This is a genomic window from Legionella sp. ST3F1 (assembly GCF_048553315.1).
Taxonomy (GTDB): domain Bacteria; phylum Pseudomonadota; class Gammaproteobacteria; order Legionellales; family Legionellaceae; genus Tatlockia; species Tatlockia donaldsonii.
In genome coordinates this window covers 23979-47833 of sequence record NZ_JBLZIO010000002.1, presented here as the reverse complement: position 1 = coordinate 47833, position 23855 = coordinate 23979, and the positions used below count along the sequence as shown (strand labels likewise).

Sequence of the window (23855 nt, the reverse complement as noted above, 5' to 3'; positions counted from 1 at the left end):
TTACTCTGCAAATTGATGAACAACGGTGAGTAGAACAACCCCCACCAGCATGCTAAAAAAACCAGTTAAACGCAATATTTTCTCATCCTGTCCAATAATCTTGCGCAATAATTGCTTCCATCGCTCAGGAGAAGTAAATGGCATTAATCCCTCGAATACAAATACTAAGGCAATGGCCGAGAGAAAATTAATGAGCAACCGTATCTCCAATAAATAAAAAAGGGTTAAGCATGCTTAACCCGATTTCAGCAAAATTAACGATTATAATCAGTTTTTAGTGTTAACACCATCACCTTTTGACAAGGAATGTCTAAAGTAATCAAAAAACGCACTGCTTTGATCCAATACCAGAATATCTTGTCTGCTGTTAAAACTACCTTCGTAAGCTTTCAAGCTCCGATAAAAAGTGAAGAAATCCTTATTTTTACTAAAGGCTTCGGCATAGATAGTAGCCGCTTCAGCTAACCCACGAGCTCTAACGATTTGACCTTCGCTTTGTGCTTGGGCAAGCAATATAGTCACTTGCGCATCGGCTGCCGCCTGAATTGCTTCTGCTGCTGCATGACCATCAGCACGATGGCGGCTGGCTATTTTCTGCATATCGGCACGCATACGTTGATAAATAGCATTGGAAGTATTCTCGGGTAATTCGATGCCTTTAATACGCACGTCAACAACATCGATACCCAGTTGACTCGCTTGTTGTTCGGCTTTACCACGTAAAACTTCCATCACATCATCGCGTCCGCCAGACACCAGATCAGAAATATTGCGTTTCCCAAATTCCGCACGCAATGAGGTGTTTAACTGCTGCTCAAGCAAGGTTTCTGCCTTGAATTCATTACCACCTGTCGATTTAAAATAACGAGCTAAATCATTAATTCGCCATTTCACATAATAATCGACAATCACATCCTTTTTCTCCTTGGTTACAATCCTTGAGGATTTGATATCCAAAGTCTGAATGCGTGTATCAAAAATGCGGACACTTTCAATAAAGGGTGTTTTTAGATGTAACCCGGGCAATAATATTTTTGCCTTATCGGTATCAGAATCACTTACCAAACGCCCAAGACGAAGTAAAATACCCTGTTGGCCCTGAGTAATAGTAAAAACACTGGCAAGCAATACCATCAATATAATGAACAATAGAATGCCTAAAGTTGCTTTAGTCGTATTCATTTAGTTATTCCCCTCCTGACGGTAAGTGCGTCTGGTGATATTCCGGTCACTGACCAGTGTATTCTGTATATCATTCGCGACTGCAGAATGATCAATCTTGGTCGCAGACTCAGGGGTGGCTGGAATAGATGCGGACACTGGATTCGCTGCTAATTTGTCCAAGGGTAAATACAAAAGATTACCTGATTTGCCATCAACAATAATCTTACTGCTCTTGCTTAAGACTTGTTGCATCGTGTCTAAATACATCCGTTCAGAAGTCACTAATGGAGCTTGGGTATAGCCTGGTAAAAGGGCTAAAAACTCTGCGACTTCGCCCTTCGCACGTAATACTGCTTGTTTGGCAAAGGCTTGCGCTTCCTCAAAAACCCGCTTTGCTCCCCCTTCAGCAATAGGAACTACCCGGGCTTGATAAGCAAGGGCTTGTTCTTTAAAACGCTTTTCGTCTTCCTGAGCCTTAATTGCATCATCAAAGGCATCCTGTACATTTTCAGGTGCGCGGGCAGGTTGTGGTGAAACATTCACGATCACGATTCCGGTTTTATATTTTTCCAGAATTTTGATTAAAGAATCCTGGACATTACTTCCCCAGGCTTCACGGCCTTCCGTAATGATCTGATCAAGCGTTGTTGTACCAACTACTTGTCGCAAAGCACTTGAAGTAGCCTGCTGTAAGCTTTCTTGCGGATCAGCGACGTTAAAGAGATAAGCCTGTAAATCGTTGATTCGATACTGTACAGCCAAAGACACTGATACCAGATTCTCATCTTTTGTTAACATCTGTGCTGAATAAGAATAGTCAGAGAGACGCTCGACATTTTGCACAATCTTTGTCGAAATAAGACGTGGAATCCAATGAGGTCCAGGACCGACGGTTTCCACATACTTACCAAAACGAAGAATCGCTGCCTGCTCGGCAGGATCAACGATGAAAATGCCAGAGATAGCCCATAGAATAAAAACAACCAAAGTGACCATCACAGCGAGTACACCGCCATTACTGGAGGAAGGCGTTTCATTACCGGGTTGGCCAGAACCACCAAAAAACGTTTTCTTCAATTTATCTTGAAAACGTTTCAGTGCTTCGTCCAAATCTGGCGGCTGATTTTTACCGCTCCACGGATCTTTATCTTTATCCTTGTCCTTATCCGGCTCATTCCATCCCATCTATATCTCTCCGCCTTCACACAAAAGTAGAATTCTAGGATGTATACTCTGTTTAAGCAAGCAAATGGCAAGGGTTTATACCTGCTTTACCTGTTTGCCCACACCATCCAGATTTTCGTGAAGCGATTCTCGACGGTTCTCCATCTTTTCCAGAACCCTGTCTGTTCGTGTACCCGGATAATCCTCTCTATACTTCTTTACCTGCTCCAGACTGGTATATTTCCCACTATCTATCGCCCAACGCATTGAACTCCAGGGATTAAAGATAGTTATTCCTAAAAATTTTTTAATAGAAAGCGCTTCATCATATTTTTTCACAAACGTGGCGAACTGAACCTCCTCCTTGGTAAAAGGACTGGGGGCCTCGACTTGAATTACCTCCTCCGCCTCCGCCTCTTTTTTCTTGGAGGGTGGTTGCCCCCTTAAAACCAGGGATTCCAATTGCAAAGCGACATGGCTGGGGCGAGCAAAAAGGTACCAGAGTGATTGCCACCAGGAATTTTCCGCATAGATAATGGAGTGAAGGGGGCCACTAATATGGCAGCGGCGAACGAAGCTGGCTGCAAGCTCTGGCAGTTTCTCCGTGTATTTTGAAACTTCATCGAGTAAAGCATAACGATTATCTTGTAATAAGGTACACAACGCTTGCTCTCGCGGAACAGCCGCTCCATGGCAGAGAAGCATAGCGATACCACGTAAAGCGTCCTGCGAATCTTCCTTTGTCTCCAGGCGAGCACATAATAAATCAATGGCTCGCTTGGACTCCTCATTCGTTGCTTCCAAATCCAGTCTAGGTGCTTTTGATTCAAGAATAGTCTTTAAAGCGTCCACCCGCCCTAACCGAGCGGCTAATAAAAGAGGCGTTTCCTGCAATGCGCCATAAGTATTATCAACGTCTGCCTCTGCTTTAATTAAGGCATCAACTGCTCCGGTAAAATTCTTAATAATGGCTTGATGCAGAGGGGGAATAGAAATCTTTTTATCTTTACCGACTTGAATTGCACTGGGTTTATTAACATTGGGATGATTGGCCAAAACAACACGTAAGTTATCAATGTTCTCCGTATCAATTACCCTGGCTAACAATGTTTTTCGCTCCGGGTCATAGCTATCTGCCAACAGTTGTTGTGGAGTTGGCTCTTCAACAAATTTTTTTGCGTGTTCAAGCACAAGACTCCCTAAGTCAGGTTTTCCCAATTGAAAGGCTAAATGAACGGGCTCTTCAACATGGGCGCTTGCCCCCTGCTCGAACAGGAATTTAATGTACTCCGTCAAATTATGTTCGACCGCATCATGGGCACGAATCAGATGATTTAAAATAGTAGTTTGCGCACCATTTCTTAAACAGAAAATGTGTCGTAAGACTTTGGGGTTGGTTTTTAATTCTTCGAGAATAAGTTCTTTAAAGGCGTCCAGGCCGCCCTCATCTTTTTTAGCAAGGATCCGATCGATCTTATCCAATAAGTGCATATCCCTTTTCCTATTTTATATTTTTAGACAATTGACGAGCTCATCGAAAATTCATATTACACAGTGGAAAAATGAAGATCAAAATAATTAGTGAAGAAACGATCCTTTTCCGTCATCAAATCTGCGAAGTGCTCTACAATGACACTAATATCACAAAAATTACCCGTTATACTACTAAAATTCTGTCTATCTATCTCTTTAAATAGATAAGATCCCAAACACCATGTCCAAGACGGTTACCACGCTGCTCGAATTTGGTTAAGGGTCTGGTTTCCGGCCGTGGCGAAAAACCGCCTTTGGGCTCACTGTTCGTTAAAGCGGGCTCAACCGATAAAATAGCCTGCATATGCTCCGCATACTCTTGCCAATCGGTTGCGCAATGAATAAATCCACCCGGTTTCAAGCAACGGACTAATAATTTTACAAAATCAGCTTGAATCAAGCGACGTTTATGATGACGCTTCTTAGGCCAGGGATCGGGAAAGAAAATTTGCACGCCTGCCAACGAGTTTTCAGCAAGATGATGCTTTAATACTTCCACCGCATCATGGGAAATAATCCGTACATTTTCAATGGCGTACTCCTGTAAATCAGCCGCTAAACTGCCAACGCCAGCACGGTGAACCTCTATACCAACGAAATTACGCTCGGGATACTGCTGTGCCATAGTCGTTAGCGACGCTCCCATACCAAAACCAATCTCGACAACGGTCTCCGCTTCCCTGCCAAAAATTGCCTGAAAATCAAAAGGCTTTTCATCTAAAATTAATTCGTAAGCCGGCAAATAATGCATTAACCCCTGCTCTTGCCTGTTACTTAATCTTCCAGCCCTTAAGACAAAACTCTTAATTGTACGATGCATAAAAATTACTCAATTAGCTTTAATGCGCGGATTATACCCCCTAAAGAAGGATTTGTGAGTAGTTACGGAGCTATTAATCACTTTATAAAAAGGAAGCGTTTGTTTTTCCCAAACTCATTGAAAGCGACACAAAGGTCTGATGCCTACTCCTGCTATTTCACTGCAGTACATTGACTATCTGATCACCAGTATGCTCTTTCTGCTCTTTATTGGAACTATAAAGACCAAAACTCACTAATCCGGCAACCACGCCAACGGAAGCTAGCAATCCCACCCCTGCTGTGGAAATCGTAATAATTGTCTTCAAAGCCAGCAGTGCGGCTGTAAAAGCACCCGCGCTCAAAATACCACTAAGAGTCGCTGTTGTGTTGAAAAGAAAGGCGTGGTTATTATCTTCCTTAGGCTTATACCGCATTGAACCGCCTGGTTGAACAATTTCCGAGGAGGTTGGGTAGATCCCTTTTTTTGCCAAATCAGCCAAATGAGTTTGCACGATTTGACCAATAACTAACGCAATATCATCCTGTTCCAATTTCTCCGCATTAGGGGTACCTGCAACAGCACTTGCCAGTGCTTGCAAGTAGGTTCTCTCCTCGTTATAGGTTGCACTGGAACCTGGAATCTCTACTTCATACACATTTTTAGTATATCCTTCTATACGATAGGCTATAACGTGGGCTACTTGCGCCTCAATAGCAATCCATTTTGTCTCAAAGATGCCCTCTAATTTCTTTCTATAATGCGGGTATTTTCGTAGGAAATCATCCGCAAATAGCTTCCTTATTTGTTGGGTTCTTTTATCGTCACTCACAGGTAGATACTTACCATATTGGATGAGTATCTTGTTTTTCAATTCAATGAGGGGAGCCAGTAAATAATCCAGAACATCTGCTTTGAGTTGGTCATCATCCAGAAACTGAAGGAGATCGAGCTGCAGATCGGAGGCAATTTTAGCTTTGGTATATTCTTTCATAGTAATACGTCATCTTAAAATTATGGAGTATAAACTGGTATCAGTTTAACATGAGGGAAGCATCTGTGCATGTCTTTTACTTCTTATCCAATTGTAGAGCAATGCAAGCAACTGCAGTGAGTCCTGCAAATCATTAACTTGTCAGTTGCAACTCCCTGCGGATGAAGTGAAACCCGGGTTACGGTCTGCCGACCTTCACCCAGGCTACAAAAACAAGGAAAAAATGATGTCCCAGTGAGTGACAACTAGTAATCGCTGAAGACTTGCCAGAGAACAGTTAACACTCATTGGTGGTCTCAATTTTTAAAAACAAGCAGATGATTTGTTGGAAAAATAACCTGAATACATTGCATAATGAGCCATTTTTTGCTATAAAACGCCTCTTGTATTTCACACCCGGCTAATTCGCTCGGCGAAGGCCCCGAATTTATACAAAACAGAATTAAATCTATCGAACACTTCGGAGTAACAACATGTCAAGAGTATGTCAGGTTACTGGCAAGCGACCTACTACAGGTAACAATGTGTCGCACGCCAACAACAAAACAAGAAGACGCTTTCTACCCAATCTGAAAAGACATCGTTTTTGGGTTGAAGAAGAAAACCGTTTCGTATCTCTTCGAGTCAGTACGAAAGGTATGCGAATTATTGATAAATTAGGAATCAAAGCTGTTTTGGATAAACTCCGAGCAAACGGCGAAAAGGTTTAATTGAGAGGAAACTACCATGGCAGCTGTCACTATCAAAGTTAAGATGGAATCAACCGCAGGTACTGGTTACTACGTAACAACAACCAAGAATCCGCGTAACCATCCTGAAAAGATGGAATTGAAGAAATACGATCCTGTCGTTCGTAAGCATGTTATCTTCAAAGAGAAAAAAGTTAAATAAATCAATAATTGCCTCCATTAGGAGGCTTTTTTTTGCCGATTTTTATTCTCTTATCGCCTCAATCATAGTCACCAAGTATTTTTTATATTCTTATTGAACTTATTAAGGCCTTTTTGGGTTGAAAATGTCCTTATTCTCTACTGGATAATCGCCCTGAATCAGTTAAACTTAAGAATAAAAGCGATGAAACAAAGAGGATTTGCATGAAACCTTCGTTGCAACTCAATATAAGTCAGCAACTAACGCTTACCCCGCAACTTCAACAAGCGATTCGTCTTCTACAACTTTCTACACTCGATTTGCAACAAGAAATCCAACAGATCGTTGAATCCAATCCGATGCTAGAAGCCACGCCAAATGAAGAAAAAGAAGAATCACATCTAGGAAACGAAAAACAATCCCAGGAAGAGTTTTCCGATTTTCAATGGTCACAGCTTTATACCAGTCAAAACAAACGCACAACTTTTGACGATCTCGATTTCAATTATGAGAATCTTTATTGCACTACGACCAATTTGCAAGACCATTTGCGTTGGCAATTGGATTTAACACCAATGAGCGATATAGATAGAGTCATCGCGACTGCTATTATTGATGCAATTGATGATGATGGCTTTCTTACCCAGACCATGCTCGAATTGCATGCCAGCCTGGATAGTGAAGCCCATCCTTTGGATATCGAAGAAATTGAAGTAGTCCGTCACCGCGTGCAACATTTTGATCCTGTTGGCTGTGCTTCAAATAATCTGGCAGAAGCATTATTAGTCCAGCTTGAACAATTACCAGATCCAAATGGGGATCTCGACCTGGCAAAACGAATTGTGCGTGACGATATTGAGCTGCTTGGTCATCATAACTATCGTCAATTAATGAAAAATTACCAGGTTAATGAAGCCAATCTGGATAAAGTATTGCAAATCATTCAACGTTTAAACCCGAAACCAGGTAGTCTCATCCATCAAGGTGCCACTGAATACATTATTCCAGATATCATTGTAAAAAAAATCAATGGTGAATGGCAGGTTTCTTTAAACCAAAATACATTGCCGCGCCTGAGTATCAACAATCACTATGCTTCTCTCATTCAGCGGGCAGACAATAGTGCTGATAACCAGTTTTTAAAGAATAATTTGCAGGAAGCACGTTGGTTTTTAAAAAGCATTCAAAGCAGACAGGAAACGTTATTAAAAGTTGCCCAGTGCATCGTGGAATATCAACAAGAATTTCTTGAGCACGGGGATGAAGCGATGAAACCGCTCATTCTCAACGATGTTGCTCTAGCTTTAGATATGCATGAGTCAACCATTTCACGAGTTACTACACAAAAATTTATGCATACCCCGCGCGGTGTGTTTGAGTTAAAATACTTTTTCTCCAGCCACGTGACAACAAGTAGTGGCGGAGAATGCTCATCAACAGCTATTCGAGCAGTCATTAAGAAATTAATTGCTGCGGAAAATCGTAAAAAGCCGTTGAGTGATAGTAAAATTGCCCAATTGATTGGCGAACAAGGCATTCAGGTTGCCCGACGCACCGTGGCTAAATATCGCGAAGCCATGGGGATTGCGCCATCCAATGAACGCAAAACAATTCGTAGTTAGTTTTATTTCAACTGAAGGAGAGGATTATGCAGATCAACTTCACTGGTCATAATGTCGAAGTTACCCCTGCCTTGAAGGCTTTTACGGAAGATAAATTCACTAAACTGGAACGGCATTTCGACAGAATTACGTCTATCCATGTGGTATTTGATGTCGAAAAATTAAGCCAGATTGCTGAGGCATCCATCTTAATTTCAAAAGCCAAATTACATGCCCGTGCTGAATCTGAGGATATGTACGTCGCTATTAATATCCTGGTCGATAAACTGGATAGACAGCTAATAGAACATAAAGAAAAAATTCGTGAGCACCGGGAATAATCTTTAATTCTGTTTTTTACTCTTAATCAGGTTGTAATCTTTTGATTTTAATGACTAATAAAATAAAATAAAAATAAATCAATTGGTTACAACTTAGGCAAAAAAAACAATCTCTCCAAAAGGTTGTTTGTTGTGTACAGATAGCGTTAAAATAGACCTAGTTTTTCTTCCGGTCTGTAATCATGCAACTTTGCCATGTTCTCAATCCAAATAGTGTTTATATCGATTCAACCTCACAAAGCAAAACAGCAGTACTTCTTAAAATCAGTCAATTGTTAAGTCGAGAACAGCCTCAACTTGACGCACAAGACCTGTTTGATGCCTATTGGAAAAGAGAATGCATGGGAAGCACTTCTATTGGGCAAGGGATCACTATTCCCCACATACGCGTGCCCGGTATGACGCAACCACACGCCTGCGTCATTAGATTGCTCAATCCCGTTGATTTTGGCGCGACTGATAAACAGCCGGTGGATTTAGTCGTTGGTTTGGTCGTGCCCCAGGAGCAACAAGTCGATCAACACCTGCAACTATTAGCTTCAATTATCAAGCAATTCAGCATTCCTTCATTTAGAGAAGCCTGCCGACGAATGACTGATAGTGGAGCGCTTTATAATCTATTAGCGTCTGAAACTGTACAAGCAGAAGAAGCCCTTTGATTTACACCACTCCCTAGAATGGTTGTGCATCGATAACCTACCAAGCGCTTGGATTGCCTTGTTTCGCCGAAAACTACATCCTGAATTTTTCAAAGCCGCATTGCAGGAATCATTTTTTTGACTCAAGACATAGGCTACTAAAAGCCTCCTGCTCCTATTGGGAAAAATTAGTCTCCAATTGAATTAACTGCGAACTCTGGATATTCAGTTTTCAACCCTATAAGCTGTGTCAAGATTGATAACTTCCTAAGAAAAAATGTTAAAAATCCTGTTAATTCCCGTTTTCTTACTTCCTTCTTTTGCCTATGCGAATGAAAAAGACGTGATTTGGTCCGCAACCTATTACCAGGCCATACCCAATAAGAAAGGCATTAGCCAAGATTATTGCCAGGCGCATACTCCAGGTACCTTTGTGGGCAAGGTTAATGAGCAACTTCAATTTGGAGCCGTCACCAATCGCGGGATCAAGCTCGATCAATTCACCTTTCATAATAAAAAAATCGCTGGGATTTCATTTATGGAAGGCAGCTTAAGGGCGCGAGGCCATACTCAAAAAACAAACTGGGAAGATCATCTACGCTATTATGTCTATAAATTATCCGAATATGGCCTTACTCGCGGTGTGTGGCAAAGTAAAGAGTGCAAAGGTTTTTTTGTAGGGAGGGTCATTAGTAAAAAATAATTATTGTCTTTCTCAAAACGCTCATGATTGTAGAAAATTGCTGCACATGCTAAATTGTAGCTGTCATGATAAAAACTAAAATTACCATCATTAATAAATTGGGATTGCACGCTCGGGCTTCTGCGAAATTCGTTTCTACCACATCGAGATTTCAAAGTCATATTGACGTCACCAAAAATACGCAGACCGTTAATGGCAAAAGCATTATGGGGATTATGATGCTTGCTGCCAGTAAAGGCAGTGAGTTAATTTTACAAATTGATGGTCCGGATGAGGTCGAGATGGAAAAAGCGATTACCGAACTCATCAATAATCGCTTTGGTGAGATAGAATAATTGTCTTTAACTATTAAGACTCATCAGACGACTGGCGTTTGCGTTGTTTGCGCACACGATGCAAAGCAAGCAAGGTTTGCAAAGGACCGGACAAAGCATAAATGACAAAACCAACAAACAGAACCACAGACGGATTTGCGGCAATCGCGACAAACAGAATTACCATAACCAAGAGGTATAAAAAAGGAACTTTTCCTTTAAAATCAATTTCTTTAAAACTGTAGTAGCGTACATTACTCACCATAAGAACCGCCGCAACAACCGTAATAAACGCTGTCAGTATAGCGATTACAAAATGTTGCAATTCATTTTGGTGACAAAACCAAACAAAGGACGAAACAATCGCTGCGGCAGGAGGACAGGCAAGCCCTTGAAAATAGCGTTTATCCGCTGTTTCAACCTGGGTATTGAAACGCGCAAGCCGTAAAGCCACTGCAGCGGTATAAATGAAGGCTACTAACCAGCCTACTTTACCTAATTGCTGCAGATTCCAACTATAAAGCAGTAAGGCCGGTGCAACTCCAAAGGTAACCATATCGGACAAGCTATCGTATTCAGCACCAAATGCAGTTTGCGTATTCGTCAAACGAGCAATACGTCCATCAAGCCCATCAGCAACCATACCAATAAAAATAGCGATAACAGCGACTTCGTATTGCGCCTTTAATGAAGCGACAATCGAGTAAAAAGCAGCAAAAAGGCTTGCCGTAGTAAACAAATTAGGTAACAAATATATTCCTGAATGGTTTTCTTTCTGATTCACAGTAAATGCTCATCTAAAATTAAATCGTTAGCATGCTAACATAATAATTGTCCTTACTGCCATTGCTTCGTTGTTTTGCCAAGATGATGCTATACTAGGCATACTGTTTTTAATATGTATCAAATATGGCCGAAGACTCCGAGAACAAAAAAATTGTTATCGAAGGTGTTACTCCTCAAGGTAAGCCTTTTCGTCCCAGTGATTGGGCAGAGCGAATGAGTGGGACAATGGCCAGCTTCAAAAACAGACGTATTCATTATTCCCCTCTGCTGCAACCAAGCGTGAATACAGAAGGCTATAAATGCGTTCTACTTGATCCCAAACTCAAAGAATCCAGTCCACAAGTCTATCAAGCCATTTTGGATTTTGCTAAAGCCAACAACCTCAAGATTTGCGGTGAGAATGAGTAAATTACCCTGCAGCAATGGATGCCCCGCGAACCCTGACCAACCTCAATGCACTCACTGCGTTTGAGATTGCAAACGAATAGAGATTTCATAATTACCATTCCCACTCATCAATTCAAAACTATGAATATCACCAGCAGGGCCAGAGGTTGTTATTAGACTATCGCTGCGGTTAGGAAGACTCCAACGTGTCTGTAAAGTTCCCTTTTCGTTTTTTAACTGTATTTTTATTGAACCAATCATATCATCATTATTCCAGGGAGCCGCGTCTGCTTCATTCAAAGACAAAATCACTGTAACAGCTTCTCCTGGTGCCAATGGCTCAGACCACAAAGTAATCCCCCGGACTTTATCCATAATTTGTGAAATCCAATGACCAGGTAACTCTGGAATACGCGCATAGTGTGTAGGTTTCCCAGCGCGATAGGTACTGATATCAAAATAAAGTTCATCGCCGGCAGGTTCACCCGTTTTAATGATTTTAATGTGCTTTAAAATCAAACTGGGTTTCAGCTCAGTGCCTTTATTAGCAGCAAAAAGCAACACAGGAAATAGAATTAAACAGGCTAAGATAGATTGATAATTCCTTTTCATCGCTACTCCTTAAGGCTCCCATAAGAGCAATCTTCTTATTAAATATACGTTAGATACCCATAAATAGCTTTCTTTAACTGACAAATTGCATGCTAAACGCTTCTATTTTCCCCATTACCGTAGCTAAAAAGGCCGTGGTATTTTCAAAATTCATCGCTAAAACTCCCGCAAAAAGAAAAGCCAGGCCTTTCCCCCCCTGTTGCACTCCTGGCTCACTCGCTGTTACCAATAGTACACAACCCCGAATAAACCAAATCAAACCGGCTGTCTGAATGATTAAACCCATGGAGCTATAAATATCATAGGGATTATAATTGGCATATTGCAAAACATTGCCTGTTCCAAACGTAGTATTGGATAAATTTTGTACTGTGCTAGGTAAAAATAACAAAGCAGAGCCACCGATAATGTAAGCGAGGGGTACAAACATCTTTTCTTGAGAAGACGAGTTAGCTCGATGATCACCTATTTTCCTGAGTTTTGATATGGCAGTCATAAAAAATACGATACCGAGCAAATAAGCACCTCCTGAAAGAAGATGTTGCACAGGGAAAAGAGATCGGCTCAAATTGCCAATCATAGTGATTAGGTCAGTGCTATTCATACTCTAATTATATACTTAATTCTTCTATCAACTCTTGCAATGCATAATTTTTCCCCTATATTAGTGGGTTTCCTAACCAAGTTGTAATTATTATGCAAGTCAATACCTTTCCCATTACCCTGGAGGACGCGTTTATGCTCTCTCCTAAAGTAAAGCATTTTATTTTCAAAACAGAACAATCCCCCCCATTTAGCTACCTTCCGGGGCAATTTATCACCATTCATTTTGAACGGAATGGTAAAATGCTCAAGCGTAGCTATAGTATTGCGAATGTTCCTACACAAAACAATTATATTGAATTTGCAGCTGGCTATGTTGCTGAAGGACCAGGTACTGATTTATTGTTTAACTTAAAACCAGGCGATAAAATTAACATTAATGGGCCCTTTGGGCGCCTAATCCTCAAAGAAGAGATGCCTAAACGCTACATTTTTGTAGCAACCAGTACCGGCGTCACTCCTTATCGGGCGATGATTAATGAGCTGAAAGCGCGTTTAAAAGTTAATCCGGAACTTCAAATTGTGATTCTGCAGGGCGTGCAAAAGCATGAAGACCTCCTTTATCCTGATGAATTTATTGCGTTTGCGGCCCAGCATCCGCAAGTCAGTTTTCGTGCTCATTTAAGTCGGGAACAAGAAAGTGCCTTAGGTCCTCATGAATACAAAGGCTATGTGCAACATGCCTTTCCCGATCTAAACCTAAATCCCACAGAAGATATGATTTATTTGTGTGGAAATCCCGGTATGATCGACGATGCTTTCAATTATCTGAAAGAAAAAGGGTTTGCTTTACAACAAATCATTCGAGAAAAATACATTTCAAGCCCCAGTAAATAACGGTTTTAACGAGAGGAGAATAAACTATTATGTATTACGATGAATTATCAGCAACGATGGAACATCTGCTGCAAGACGGTAAAGGCATTTTAGCCGCTGATGAGAGCAGCGGTACTATAGGTAAGCGATTTGAGACAATTGGTCTTGAAAACACAGAAGAAAATCGCCGTGCGTATCGCCACTTGCTTGCCACTACGCCTGATTTGGAGCAATACATTAACGGGGTCATCTTGTTTGAAGAAACGTTTCAGCATAAAGATGATCAGGGAACAGCTCTCCCTGACTTGTTTGCCCAAAAAGGCATTATTCCAGGCATTAAAGTAGACAAAGGGCTGGTTACTTTAGCCAATACTGATAATGAAAAAGTGACCCAAGGTTTGGATGGCTTGGCGGAGCGCCTGGAGCATTTTAAAAAATTAGGTGCAAAATTTGCAAAATGGCGCAATGTTTACACCATTGGTGAGTACACGCCTAGCTTGACGGCTATCAAGGCTGGTGCTGAGATGCTTGCTCGTTATGCAGCAACCTGCCAATCAATTGGTATTGTTCCGATTGTTGAACCGGAAGTATTGATGGATGGTAATCATTCCATTGAACATTGTGCTGAAGCCTGCGAAATGGTATTGCATGAGCTCTTTCATGCTTTATTCATTCATCAGGTTGATTTAGAACACATCGTTCTTAAACCAAGTATGGTCACTTCTGGTAAAGATACGGTTCCTTTTAGTTCAGCAGAAGAAGTTGCTGATTACACGATTAGTGTATTCCGTAATAACGTACCGGCTGCAGTACCAACAATTAATTTCTTATCTGGCGGCCAATCACCACAGCAAGCTACTGCCAATCTGAATGCAATCAATAGTGCGGGTTATCAACCTTGGAATCTGAGTTTCTCTTATGGAAGAGCGTTACAAGAAGATTGCCTGCAAGCCTGGGGAGGTAAATCGGATAACATTAAAGCTGCCCAGGAAGCGTTGCTTAAGCGCGCACGCTTAAATAGTGCAGCCTGTTTTGGTGAATACCTGGAAAATATGGAATAAAGACGAGAGGAAGCGGCACCTGCCGCTTCCTTATTTTTATTTGCAAGTTTTAAACGAAGAGAACCGCGTTTTGCCAATAGGACTTACGCAACACGTCGAGGTCGAGGCAAAATTTGCTTTTAATGAGGGAGTTTAGCCTAACTAAATGACCGAATTAAAAACAAATTTTAACGAAGAGATCGACGTGTTGCGTAAGTCCTGTGTTAAATGAATTCAAAACGAGCCAGTAAAGGCAAATGATCCGACAACATCCGCCAAGGTTTGCCTTTCAAACAATAGGCTTCTGAAACCCGCATCCCACGAAAATAAATCCGATCCACGCAAAAGGCCGGTTTTATTGCCGGAAATGAACGAGCATGATGGCCTTTCATGCTGTAGAAAGCCTCATTAATACCTAACTCTTCTGCCAATGGTTTTGATAAATGACGGCGCCAATCATTGAAGTCACCCGCCATAAGCAAAGGCTCATGTTCTGGTACCGCTTCACTGATTCGCTGCATCAATGCGCTACACTGTGAAGAACGCTCAGCCTTAAATAAACCGAGATGAACGCAAAGTAGATGGACATTGATTTGGTTTAGCCCCTCTCCTATTTTTATCTGACTGTGCAAGATACTGCGTGAAGCACGATTCATTGAAGATAAGTTAATATTCTCAAATCGTTCAAAAGGATATTTACTTAAAATGGCATTCCCATGATGACCTGAGTGGTAAATTGCATTTTTTGCATAAAGGTAGTGAGGCCATATTTTTTCTGCAATGTATTCAAATTGAGGAGCATCGGGCCAAGCAACAATGCGTTTTTCCCGTAGCCTATGCTCACCCTGCACCTCTTGCAGAAAAACAAAGTCAGGATTTAATGTTAATAGCGCCTCTCGCATTTGAGGTAATAGAAACCGTTTACTGAAACTAAAACCCTTATGGATGTTGTAGGTTATTAGAGACAGGCTTCGCTGTTGTTTTTGCATAGCAACATTAGAAATTCAAAACCCATAACTAAGCATAACACTAACTATAGTAATAAGCGGTAGCTAAGACCTACTTTTATCATGCTGGTTTAGGTAACATGAATTATTAAAAATTGATTCATTAGCCGTCTATGAAAACCTTCACTGTGACCATACCTGGGTTTACCATTGCAGGGAAAGCCTGGGGAAATCCAGAACTACCCCCTATGCTGGCTCTACATGGTTGGCTTGATAATGCCAATTCCTTTGATCTTGTAGCACCTTATCTGGAAAAACAATTTTATTTGATCGCTGTTGATTTACCTGGCCACGGCCACTCCTCTCATCTGCCCGCAGGCTGTTATTATCACTTCAGCGATGGTATTTTTACCTGTCTGCAAATTATTCATGCGTTAGGATTCAAGCACATTCATTTGTTAGGGCATTCCATGGGAGCCTGCCTGGCCAGCCTGATTGCCGGTGTTGCAGCAGAACAAGTCCTTTCGTTAATTTTGATAGAAGGCCTGGGGCCTTTTTCCCAACCAGAACAAACTTGTCGCAAACAATTGGCACAATATATCCATCATCTTAAAGGAGAAAATAAAGAGGCAAAACCTTATCAATCGCTTGATTTAGCTGCCCAGGCACGCGCCAAACGAGGATACTTATCACTGGACTATGCGAAAATTATTTGTCAACGCGGTGTTGTTAAAAGAAAAGAGTCATTTTATTGGCGACATGACCGACGCTTATTAAATCCAACGCCTTTATACATGACCGAAGGACAAATATTATCCTGTTTACAGGGTATTACTGCCAGAAGTCTTTTGATTTTGGCTGATAATGGCTTTGTCTTTAAAGATTTTGACATGCAAGAACGTATCAAAGCAGTTAAAAACCTACAGATAAATCAAATGCAAGGTGGCCACCATATTCATATGGAGCAACCAGACGCGATAGCACAGCGTCTGGTTGAGTTCTATAACATTAGGTAGAAGGGATTGGCGTTGGTTTGGGGTTCTCGCAGAGTTGATAATTAACAGCAACTTCGTCCAGCACTTTCTTTAACTCGCTTAGAGAATAACCTAAATCCTTCGCCGCTCGCAAAACACCACAGCCTCCTTCATCAAAAGTAGAATAAGGAGTCCAATAATCCATATTGGCTTTGATCATGACATCAAACGCTTTGCGTGTATTCCAACCGGCTTGATTAGCCATCAAATAGAATAAACGGTTAAATACGCCACTTGAATGATGGACATCCAGGCCCCCATAATACTCGTCAGCGGAATCAATGGAATGGCCATCACGACTCGGCTTATCCATATATCGTAAAACATCACGGCCACTGCTTTCTTTCACAATTTCTGCGCCAATTAACCAATTATTTTTTCCACTTGAATAATATTCAGCAGCTTGTGCGGCCATATCAGAAAATGCTTCATTCATTCCCCCTGACTGACCAAAATACTCTAATGCTGAATGTTGCTCAGTGAAGCCATGACTGATTTCATGACCACCAATACCTAATGAGACTAAAGGGTACATAGTAGAATCGCCATCACCAAAGGTCATTTGTCTGCCATCCCAATAGGCATTTTCATAGCCTTCACCATAGTGAACACGCATCACTATTTGCATAGGGGCGCCATTCCGTTTAACTAAAACCTCAACACCATACCAATCATGATACATATGCTTAATAACATAGCCTGCATAGAGGGCATCATTAGTCGGTGAAAAGGCACCATTTTCTCTATCATATCCGTCCGCTTTATAACCAGTCCAGAATGTATTGGCTGCCGTATTGCCAGTCGTTTTGCAATTAAATTTCATTGGATCATTCGTAGAAAAATAATCATGCTCCATATCCACTACTTTTACATTTTCATTTTCCATATAACAGCGTTCTTTTTTGTTATCTCGAGTCATTTCAAGAAAAGGATAATTTTTACCAAAAACATACTCACCAACTTTAGTATTACCACCAAATCCAATTCCTTTCACTGGTGTACGAACCACTGTTTTAATATCATTCCATTCCACAAAAGGTTTAGATGATTTCGCATCAAGGATAGCTGTTGGTCTTTCTGGAATTTGATGATCATAGCGCACAAAAACACTCACTTTATATGCCCAATGCGCTTGATGTTTATCATCAATATAAATGATAGGAGTTATCTGCTCTTCACTCACATCTTTGTTTTGAAATTTGGCTTTAAACTGTTGTAATATTTTGCTGGAATTTTTTACCAAATCCTCTGGAGGATCCCCTAATTCACCCTGCAAGCCACGATAGACTGTGCCATTCATTTGCACATCTTTTTGTGTATTTAATAAGTTATTTATTGAACCATCACTATGCATAATGGCATAACCACCAAAGACCATGAAACCAGCATAGTACTGTTGCATACGAACATGGCTTATCTGATTTTTGTCTTTATGTTGCTTTACAAATTGTAAAACATCAGCAGGGTTGGAATTGACAGTCTTTCTATTCGGTAATGACAGATAAAACTGCTGTTGTAAATGCTGTAATGAAACCTGATCTAATGGAAGTGGCTCAGCTGCGTTAGCAGAAGAGACCAGGGTTAAAGCCAAGCAAGCAGCTACAGGGGATAAATGGGAATTTATACGCATTAATCTTTCTCCTTAAAGTATGCATGAGGACTCGTCCGGGAGTACTCATCTTTGCTAGCATTTTCCCTGCCAATTTTTAGAAATTAAGCAATTTAAATGCTCTAACAAGGATTGTTGGAATATCCCCGTCAAGTTGAATTTCGGATTTCAGATTAAGCATATTTTCCTGAGGTTGGCCTTAGCTAAAATCCGTTGGCAATATCTTACAGGGATTCATGCCAAACTAATATAGTTTTTTTATTTTTAAATTATTAACGTTTTTTGCCCCAACAAAATAAATACCATGGCCTCTGGTAAAATTATCTTTGTTACATAAATTATTAACGTTTATTAGCCGATAGAAAAAACAAAATCCTGTTTTTTCTATCGAACTCACGTTAAATAATGGTTTGCCTTCCAGCAATTTTGGGTAATAATTCCACACTTGCCATATGGCCAAAGGATGTATTAATTTACTATGAGCACTATTACTACTGATCTCCAACTTGCCGTCTCCTATCTGAAACAGGGCGAGATCGTTGCTATACCGACTGAAACAGTTTACGGGCTTGCAGGAAACGCTGAGAATGAAGAGGCGATTAGGAAAATCTATGCGATTAAAAATAGACCTCTTAATCACCCGCTTATTATGCATGTTGCAGAAAATTGGGATTTATCCAAGTGGGTCCAGTATATCCCTGATTACGCCCAGATCTTAATTGAACAGTTCTGGCCAGGCCCTTTAACCCTGGTCATGAAAAGCAAACCAGGGCAAGTCAGTCCTTTAATAACGGGGGGACAAGATACGGTGGCCTTACGTTGTCCTAAACATCCGATTGCACAAGCGCTTTTAAAACAGCTTGGTGCCCCGCTCGTAGCGCCCTCCGCAAACCCTTTCGGTAAAATTAGTCCCACAACAGCCGAGCATGTTCAGCATAGTTTTCACCAACAAGATTTACTTATTTTGGATGGAGGACGTTGTCAAATTGGAATTGAATCGACTATTGTGGCAGCAATTGATCCCCACGGTTATCAAATCCTGCGTCCTGGACTGATTGATGAACTGGAACTCAACGCCATTTTGCCAAACAAGCTATTAAAAAGCAGCGACACGATTCGAGTGCCAGGGAAATTGGATAGCCACTACCAACCTGAAAAACCGCTCTATTGCTTTCCAGACTCTGCGAGCCTGCTTGCTTTCTGCCAGCAGAGCACCCTGCCTGTTTATGTGCTTGCCTTTGCCAACCTCCCGCAGCAGCCCCGTGAGCTGTTTTACCAGTTTCCAACCTCACCCGAAGAGACTGCCTTTGAGCTTTATTACCAACTCCGTTATGCGGATCAATCACCAGCCTCTTGTATTGCTATTGAACTCCCCCCCGAACAAGAACGCTGGCAAGGTATTAAAGAACGCATTTTAAAAGCTGGACAGAAACCGTCCTAGTCTACGCGCTGGTAACACACAGAACGTGCTCGCTGCTATTCGCTGTTTAATTATTGTTGGGTAATAAATAGATCAAAACCTGAGTAGGCATTACCTTGTCCCCTTTCTGACAAAAAACATCCGCTACCGTACCATTAAAAGGAGCCTGAATTTCAGTTTCCATTTTCATGGCTTCAAGTACTAATAAAGTCTGTCCTTTAGTCACTTTGTCTCCCACTGTAACATTGACGCTGACAATGTTACCTGGCATGGCAACAGTAATATCACCTGGCCCGGAAGGACGTTTAGCAGCGGGCGCTAAACTCGTTTCTTCTGTCTCTTCAAGGCTAATGAGGACTTCTTCTGGCACACCATCAACCCATAAAAAACAAGCTTGCTGGCCTTGCTCGCGAGTTCCGTAGCCCGCAATCTTTATATGGTAGTTTTCACCGTGCAAGGCAATATCAAACTCCGATAATCGATCGCTTGGTGCTGGAGATCTGCTGATTATTAAAGGTTCGGGTTGCAGAGTATTGGCTTTTCGTTGCTCTAAAAATTGCTTCCCAATTTCAGGAAACATTGCATACGAAAGAACATCTTCATCATTTTTGGCGAACTCACCACTTTCTTCCCGTAGACGCTTCAATTCTTTCGGTAACAAATCGGCAGGCCTGACTTCAATTACCTCTGTATGCCCGATGGCTTTCTTACGCAAACTGGCGTTGATTTTACCGGGTGCAGCACCGTATTTCCCTTGACAATACAATTTCACTTCATTGGTTATCGTTTTGTAACGAATACCAGTCAACACATTCAAAACAGCCTGCGTGCCCACTATCTGCGAAGTAGGTGTCACTAACGGGGGGTACCCGAGATCTTTACGTACTCGCGGAATTTCTTCATGCACTGCATTGATCTTGTCCAAGGCGTGTTGCTCTTTCAGCTGACTATAGAGATTTGAAATCATTCCCCCTGGCACTTGATAAAGTTGTACGCGTGGATCAATATCACGGGCCTCACTTTCAAATTGCTGGTATTTTTTGCGTATATCTTGAAAATAATCAGCAATTTCAAGCAATAAATTCAAATCGAGCCCTGTATCGAATTCGCTGCCAGCCAATGCAGCAACCAAAGGCTCCGTTGCGGGATGCGAAGCGCCTCCGGAGAAAGATGAAATGGCGGTATCAATATGCTGACAACCCGCTAATACTGCCTGGAAATGACAGATACCTGCCAACCCAGAAGTAGCATGGGTATGTAAATGGATAGGTAATTGGGTAGCGTCGGCTAACGCTTGGTATAATGTAATTGTTGCGGTTGGCGTAAGCAGACCCGCCATATCTTTGATAGCAATACTGTCACAACCAATATCAGCAAAAGCCTTACCAATCGTTACGAAACTTTCCAGATTATGTACCGGGCTAGTCGTATAACAGATAGCCCCTTGTGCATGCTTTTTTTGAGCCTTAATGCTTTCTACCGCCACTCTTACATTACGTACGTCATTTAAAGCATCGAAAACACGGAAAACATCCACACCGTTTTTAGCAGCCAAGCGTACAAACGTCTGTACAACATCATCGGCATAGTGCCGGTAGCCCAACAAATTCTGCCCGCGCAAAAGCATGGATAACTGAGTATTGGGTAAAGCCTGGCGCAATGACTTAAGGCGCAGCCAGGGATCTTCTTTTAAAAAGCGTAAACAGGCATCGAATGTAGCGCCGCCCCAAATTTCCATAGCCCAAAAACCAACCTGATCCATCTTATAGCAGATTGGCAACATATCTTCGGTGCGCATACGTGTTGCAATTAAACATTGATGCGCATCACGCAGCGTAACATCGGTGATATGTGTAACCATGGTGTTCAATCCCTTGCTTGATAGATCTCTTCCCCAATTCTACCATGCTGGGAAATTGCTGCGTCGACCGTGTTCGAATCCTCATGTACTGGCCTGTACACGCCGATTCTGCGCTTGGCGTCCCCTCGCACGTTCCCACTACAGCAAATTTGGAAAGCGATCTAATACTGAATAATTTAAGAAAGATAACATAATTGACTACGCAACGATATTAGACTACGCATTCAAAAATGAAACTGCAAAATGGAAGGCATCATGCCGATATCGTGCCGATATCATCGAATATATGGACATTATCATAAAGTTCAGGCAGAATCGCTTCAATTTTGTGAAATTAACTCATAATGAAGAAAATACTCGTTTTGCATGGGCCAAATCTGAACCGCCTGGGAGTACGCGAGCCTTCTATCTATGGCACAACGACTCTGGCAAAACTCGATGCTTTGCTCAATAAGCAGGCAGCTGAGGCTGGCATTCAGTTAACCAGCAAACAAAGTAACTCTGAAGCCGAGTTAATTGACATTATTCATCAGGCCGCCGATAACAAGGTTGATTACCTTATTATCAATCCAGCAGCCTTCACACATACTAGTATCGCAATTCGTGATGCATTGATAGGCGCAGCAATTCCATTTGTGGAAGTCCATATCAGTAATATCTATGCGCGCGAAACATTTCGTCATCATTCTTATTTTTCTGATATTGCCCAAGGGGTTATCAGTGGGCTTGGAGTTGGAGGTTATTGCCTGGCTCTTCAAGCAATTATAGAAAAATTCAATTAATAGAGAGTTATTATCGATGGATATTCGTAAAATCAAAAAATTGATCGAATTGCTGGATGAAACCGGCATTTCAGAAATTGAAATCAAGGAAGGCGAGGAATCAGTACGCCTGAGCCGTCATAGTTACGCCATGGAAGCACCCGTACAGCAACGTTATATCGCACCGCCTTTACAACAAGCGGCGCCCCCTGCTGCTGCGCACCACGCACCGAATAACAGCGAACCTAAAGTTGAAACCACTGTTTCAGGTCACAAAGTTCGTTCGCCGATGGTGGGAACCATATATACCGCACCATCCCCTGAGGCTGCACCCTTCGTTACAGTCGGCCAAACAGTGAAAACAGGCGATACCTTATGTATTGTTGAAGCCATGAAAATGTTTAACGAAATTGAAGCTGATCGAACCGGTGTAGTGACTGCCATCCTTGTAAAAAATGGTGAACCAGTCGAATATGACCAACCCTTGTTTACTATAGAATAAGGGGTAAACGGATGCTCAGTAAAATTGTTATCGCCAATCGTGGCGAAATTGCTCTTCGTATTTTGCGTGCTTGTAAGGAACTTGGTATTCAAACGGTTGCCGTTCATTCAGACGTTGATAAAGATTTATTACATGTGCGACTTGCTGATGAGACCGTTTGTATTGGTCCTGCTCCCTCAAAAGAAAGTTACTTGAATATCCCGCGCATTATATCTGCTGCGGAAATTACTGATGCTGTTGCCATTCATCCCGGTTACGGTTTTTTGGCAGAAAATGCTGATTTTGCTGACATCGTTGAACAAAGTGGCTTTCGTTTTATCGGTCCACGCGGTGATACGATTCGCCTAATGGGTGATAAAGTATCTGCCATTGCTGCCATGAAAAAGGCTGGGGTTCCCTGTGTACCCGGCTCTGATGGCCCTTTATTAGACGATGATGCTCGCAACTTGCAATTAGGCCGCGATATTGGCTACCCAGTCATCATTAAAGCTGCAGGCGGCGGCGGTGGTCGTGGTATGCGCGTCGTACACACCGAAGCAAATCTTCTCAATGCCATTGCCTTAACTCGCAGTGAAGCAAAAGCTGCATTTAACAATGCAACGGTTTACATGGAAAAATTCCTGGAAAATCCTCGCCATGTTGAATTCCAGGTGTTAGGGGACGGCCAAGGTAATGCGATCCACTTGGGAGAACGTGATTGTTCAATGCAACGCCGTCACCAAAAAGTGATTGAAGAAGCGCCAGCACCTGGAATTACCCCTGCCTTACGTCAGGAAATTGGCGAACGCGTTGTCAATGCTTGCCGTGAATTAAAATATCGCGGAGCCGGTACCTTTGAATTCTTGTATCAGGACGGGTGTTTTTATTTTATTGAAATGAATACACGTATCCAGGTTGAACATCCAGTCACCGAAATGATTACGGGTATTGATCTGATCAAAGAACAAATAAAAATTGCCAGTGATATCCCTTTTACCCTCACACAAGAAGATATCAAGCTACAGGGCCATGCCGTTGAATGCCGTATTAACGCTGAAGATGCAAAAACATTCATGCCTTCACCAGGTACCATAAGACTTTTACATCAACCGGGCGGCCCCGGCATTCGCTTTGATTCTCACGTCTACAGTAGCTATACTGTGCCGCCGAATTATGATTCCATGATAGGTAAGTTGATTAGCTACGGTAAAACGCGGGAAGAAGCTTTCGCCAGAATGCGGAATGCACTGGATGAAATTATCATTGATGGTATTAAAACCAACATTGAGTTACACCATCGTATTTTGCGCGATAAAGCCTTCATACAAGGGGGTACCAATATCCACTATCTGGAAAAAATGTTGAAGGAATAAGCTT

27 protein-coding genes are annotated in these 23855 nt (G+C 41.8%); 15 read left to right on the top strand and 12 right to left on the bottom strand.

Annotated features, from left to right (window positions below; all coding sequences use genetic code 11):
- The 6 genes from ACN4Z1_RS02425 to ACN4Z1_RS02400 all read right to left on the bottom strand — a co-directional run bounded on the left by ACN4Z1_RS02425 (window position 1) and on the right by ACN4Z1_RS02400 (window position 5654).
- Window positions 1–198 (bottom strand): DUF2065 domain-containing protein, encoded by a 198-nt coding sequence (locus ACN4Z1_RS02425; RefSeq protein ID WP_058444897.1) that lies wholly within the window; start codon window positions 196–198, stop codon window positions 1–3.
- Window positions 199–267: 69 nt separating this feature from the next.
- Complete coding sequence (gene hflC, locus ACN4Z1_RS02420; protein WP_228363000.1) at window positions 268–1182, bottom strand: protease modulator HflC; 915 nt, start codon at window positions 1180–1182, stop codon at window positions 268–270.
- Complete coding sequence (hflK, locus tag ACN4Z1_RS02415; protein WP_115222005.1) at window positions 1183–2349, bottom strand: FtsH protease activity modulator HflK; 1167 nt, start codon at window positions 2347–2349, stop codon at window positions 1183–1185.
- 75 nt (window positions 2350–2424) lie between these two features.
- On the bottom strand, window positions 2425–3819 hold the full coding sequence (ankC, locus tag ACN4Z1_RS02410; RefSeq protein WP_228363001.1) for a Dot/Icm T4SS effector AnkC/LegA12: 1395 nt from the start codon (window positions 3817–3819) through the stop codon (window positions 2425–2427).
- Window positions 3820–4009: 190 nt separating this feature from the next.
- Entirely contained in the window at window positions 4010–4681 is a 672-nt protein-coding gene (gene trmB, locus ACN4Z1_RS02405) for a tRNA (guanosine(46)-N7)-methyltransferase TrmB (RefSeq protein WP_228363002.1), read from the bottom strand.
- Between the two features lie 157 nt (window positions 4682–4838).
- Window positions 4839–5654, bottom strand: a complete 816-nt coding sequence (locus ACN4Z1_RS02400) for a hypothetical protein (RefSeq protein ID WP_228363003.1) — start codon at window positions 5652–5654, stop codon at window positions 4839–4841.
- 473 nt (window positions 5655–6127) lie between these two features.
- Here ACN4Z1_RS02400 and rpmB point away from each other — a divergent pair, with 473 nt between their 5' ends.
- From rpmB to ACN4Z1_RS02365, 7 genes are all read left to right on the top strand, one after another.
- Complete coding sequence (gene rpmB, locus ACN4Z1_RS02395) at window positions 6128–6364, top strand: 50S ribosomal protein L28 (protein ID WP_058444883.1); 237 nt, start codon at window positions 6128–6130, stop codon at window positions 6362–6364.
- 16 nt (window positions 6365–6380) lie between these two features.
- A complete protein-coding gene (gene rpmG, locus ACN4Z1_RS02390; RefSeq protein ID WP_019216095.1) occupies window positions 6381–6545 on the top strand; it encodes a 50S ribosomal protein L33 in 165 nt (54 codons plus the stop codon).
- 203 nt (window positions 6546–6748) lie between these two features.
- Complete coding sequence (locus ACN4Z1_RS02385; RefSeq protein ID WP_228363004.1) at window positions 6749–8146, top strand: RNA polymerase factor sigma-54; 1398 nt, start codon at window positions 6749–6751, stop codon at window positions 8144–8146.
- A gap of 26 nt (window positions 8147–8172) precedes the next feature.
- Window positions 8173–8466 (top strand): ribosome hibernation-promoting factor, HPF/YfiA family, encoded by a 294-nt coding sequence (gene hpf, locus ACN4Z1_RS02380; RefSeq protein ID WP_115222011.1) that lies wholly within the window; start codon window positions 8173–8175, stop codon window positions 8464–8466.
- A gap of 182 nt (window positions 8467–8648) precedes the next feature.
- Window positions 8649–9125 (top strand): PTS sugar transporter subunit IIA, encoded by a 477-nt coding sequence (locus ACN4Z1_RS02375; protein WP_228363005.1) that lies wholly within the window; start codon window positions 8649–8651, stop codon window positions 9123–9125.
- Window positions 9126–9381: 256 nt separating this feature from the next.
- Window positions 9382–9807, top strand: a complete 426-nt coding sequence (locus tag ACN4Z1_RS02370; RefSeq protein ID WP_115222013.1) for a hypothetical protein — start codon at window positions 9382–9384, stop codon at window positions 9805–9807.
- Between the two features lie 65 nt (window positions 9808–9872).
- Window positions 9873–10142, top strand: coding sequence for an HPr family phosphocarrier protein (locus tag ACN4Z1_RS02365; RefSeq protein ID WP_115222014.1), 270 nt, complete (start codon window positions 9873–9875; stop codon window positions 10140–10142).
- 13 nt (window positions 10143–10155) lie between these two features.
- Here the strand turns inward: ACN4Z1_RS02365 and pssA are convergent, their stop codons facing one another.
- On the bottom strand, window positions 10156–10905 hold the full coding sequence (gene pssA / locus ACN4Z1_RS02360) for a CDP-diacylglycerol--serine O-phosphatidyltransferase (RefSeq protein WP_115222015.1): 750 nt from the start codon (window positions 10903–10905) through the stop codon (window positions 10156–10158).
- Window positions 10906–11030: 125 nt separating this feature from the next.
- On the opposite strand from pssA, the gene ACN4Z1_RS02355 reads away from it, so the two are divergent.
- The gene (locus ACN4Z1_RS02355) at window positions 11031–11315 is read left to right on the top strand and encodes a DUF3579 domain-containing protein (RefSeq protein ID WP_115222016.1); all 285 of its coding nucleotides are present in this window, start codon (window positions 11031–11033) and stop codon (window positions 11313–11315) included.
- A 51-nt stretch (window positions 11316–11366) separates the two neighbouring features.
- Here ACN4Z1_RS02355 and ACN4Z1_RS02350 read toward each other — a convergent pair whose 3' ends face one another.
- Window positions 11367–11906 carry a hypothetical protein gene (locus ACN4Z1_RS02350; protein WP_228363006.1) on the bottom strand — a complete coding sequence of 180 codons (540 nt, stop codon included), beginning with the start codon at window positions 11904–11906 and terminating at the stop codon, window positions 11367–11369.
- 73 nt (window positions 11907–11979) lie between these two features.
- Window positions 11980–12510 (bottom strand): type IV secretion protein IcmC, encoded by a 531-nt coding sequence (locus ACN4Z1_RS02345; protein ID WP_115222018.1) that lies wholly within the window; start codon window positions 12508–12510, stop codon window positions 11980–11982.
- Window positions 12511–12602: 92 nt separating this feature from the next.
- Here ACN4Z1_RS02345 and ACN4Z1_RS02340 point away from each other — a divergent pair, with 92 nt between their 5' ends.
- Both ACN4Z1_RS02340 and ACN4Z1_RS02335 read left to right on the top strand, forming a co-directional pair.
- Complete coding sequence (locus ACN4Z1_RS02340) at window positions 12603–13346, top strand: ferredoxin--NADP reductase (RefSeq protein ID WP_228363007.1); 744 nt, start codon at window positions 12603–12605, stop codon at window positions 13344–13346.
- Window positions 13347–13375: 29 nt separating this feature from the next.
- Window positions 13376–14386 carry a class I fructose-bisphosphate aldolase gene (locus tag ACN4Z1_RS02335; RefSeq protein ID WP_115222020.1) on the top strand — a complete coding sequence of 337 codons (1011 nt, stop codon included), beginning with the start codon at window positions 13376–13378 and terminating at the stop codon, window positions 14384–14386.
- A 203-nt stretch (window positions 14387–14589) separates the two neighbouring features.
- Here ACN4Z1_RS02335 and ACN4Z1_RS02330 read toward each other — a convergent pair whose 3' ends face one another.
- Window positions 14590–15354, bottom strand: a complete 765-nt coding sequence (locus ACN4Z1_RS02330) for an endonuclease/exonuclease/phosphatase family protein (protein ID WP_228363008.1) — start codon at window positions 15352–15354, stop codon at window positions 14590–14592.
- Window positions 15355–15485: 131 nt separating this feature from the next.
- Between ACN4Z1_RS02330 and ACN4Z1_RS02325 the strand changes: the two genes are divergently transcribed.
- Complete coding sequence (locus ACN4Z1_RS02325; RefSeq protein WP_228363009.1) at window positions 15486–16328, top strand: alpha/beta fold hydrolase; 843 nt, start codon at window positions 15486–15488, stop codon at window positions 16326–16328.
- On the opposite strand, the gene proA is transcribed toward ACN4Z1_RS02325, so the two are convergent.
- The gene (gene proA, locus ACN4Z1_RS02320; RefSeq protein ID WP_228363010.1) at window positions 16321–17976 is read right to left on the bottom strand and encodes a zinc metalloprotease ProA; all 1656 of its coding nucleotides are present in this window, start codon (window positions 17974–17976) and stop codon (window positions 16321–16323) included. The two genes, ACN4Z1_RS02325 and proA, sit on opposite strands and share 8 nt — an antisense overlap.
- A gap of 457 nt (window positions 17977–18433) precedes the next feature.
- On the opposite strand from proA, the gene ACN4Z1_RS02315 reads away from it, so the two are divergent.
- Complete coding sequence (locus ACN4Z1_RS02315) at window positions 18434–19396, top strand: L-threonylcarbamoyladenylate synthase (protein WP_228363011.1); 963 nt, start codon at window positions 18434–18436, stop codon at window positions 19394–19396.
- 46 nt (window positions 19397–19442) lie between these two features.
- Here ACN4Z1_RS02315 and oadA read toward each other — a convergent pair whose 3' ends face one another.
- Window positions 19443–21236, bottom strand: a complete 1794-nt coding sequence (oadA, locus tag ACN4Z1_RS02310) for a sodium-extruding oxaloacetate decarboxylase subunit alpha (protein WP_228363012.1) — start codon at window positions 21234–21236, stop codon at window positions 19443–19445.
- A 344-nt stretch (window positions 21237–21580) separates the two neighbouring features.
- On the opposite strand from oadA, the gene aroQ reads away from it, so the two are divergent.
- Genes aroQ through accC form a run of 3 tightly spaced genes read left to right on the top strand, consistent with a single transcriptional unit; the run spans window position 21581 to window position 23851 of the window.
- The gene (aroQ, locus tag ACN4Z1_RS02305; RefSeq protein WP_228363013.1) at window positions 21581–22018 is read left to right on the top strand and encodes a type II 3-dehydroquinate dehydratase; all 438 of its coding nucleotides are present in this window, start codon (window positions 21581–21583) and stop codon (window positions 22016–22018) included.
- Between the two features lie 16 nt (window positions 22019–22034).
- Window positions 22035–22499, top strand: a complete 465-nt coding sequence (gene accB, locus ACN4Z1_RS02300; RefSeq protein ID WP_058444849.1) for an acetyl-CoA carboxylase biotin carboxyl carrier protein — start codon at window positions 22035–22037, stop codon at window positions 22497–22499.
- Window positions 22500–22510: 11 nt separating this feature from the next.
- Window positions 22511–23851 carry an acetyl-CoA carboxylase biotin carboxylase subunit gene (accC, locus tag ACN4Z1_RS02295; RefSeq protein WP_228363014.1) on the top strand — a complete coding sequence of 447 codons (1341 nt, stop codon included), beginning with the start codon at window positions 22511–22513 and terminating at the stop codon, window positions 23849–23851.
- Window positions 23852–23855 lie beyond the last annotated feature (4 nt).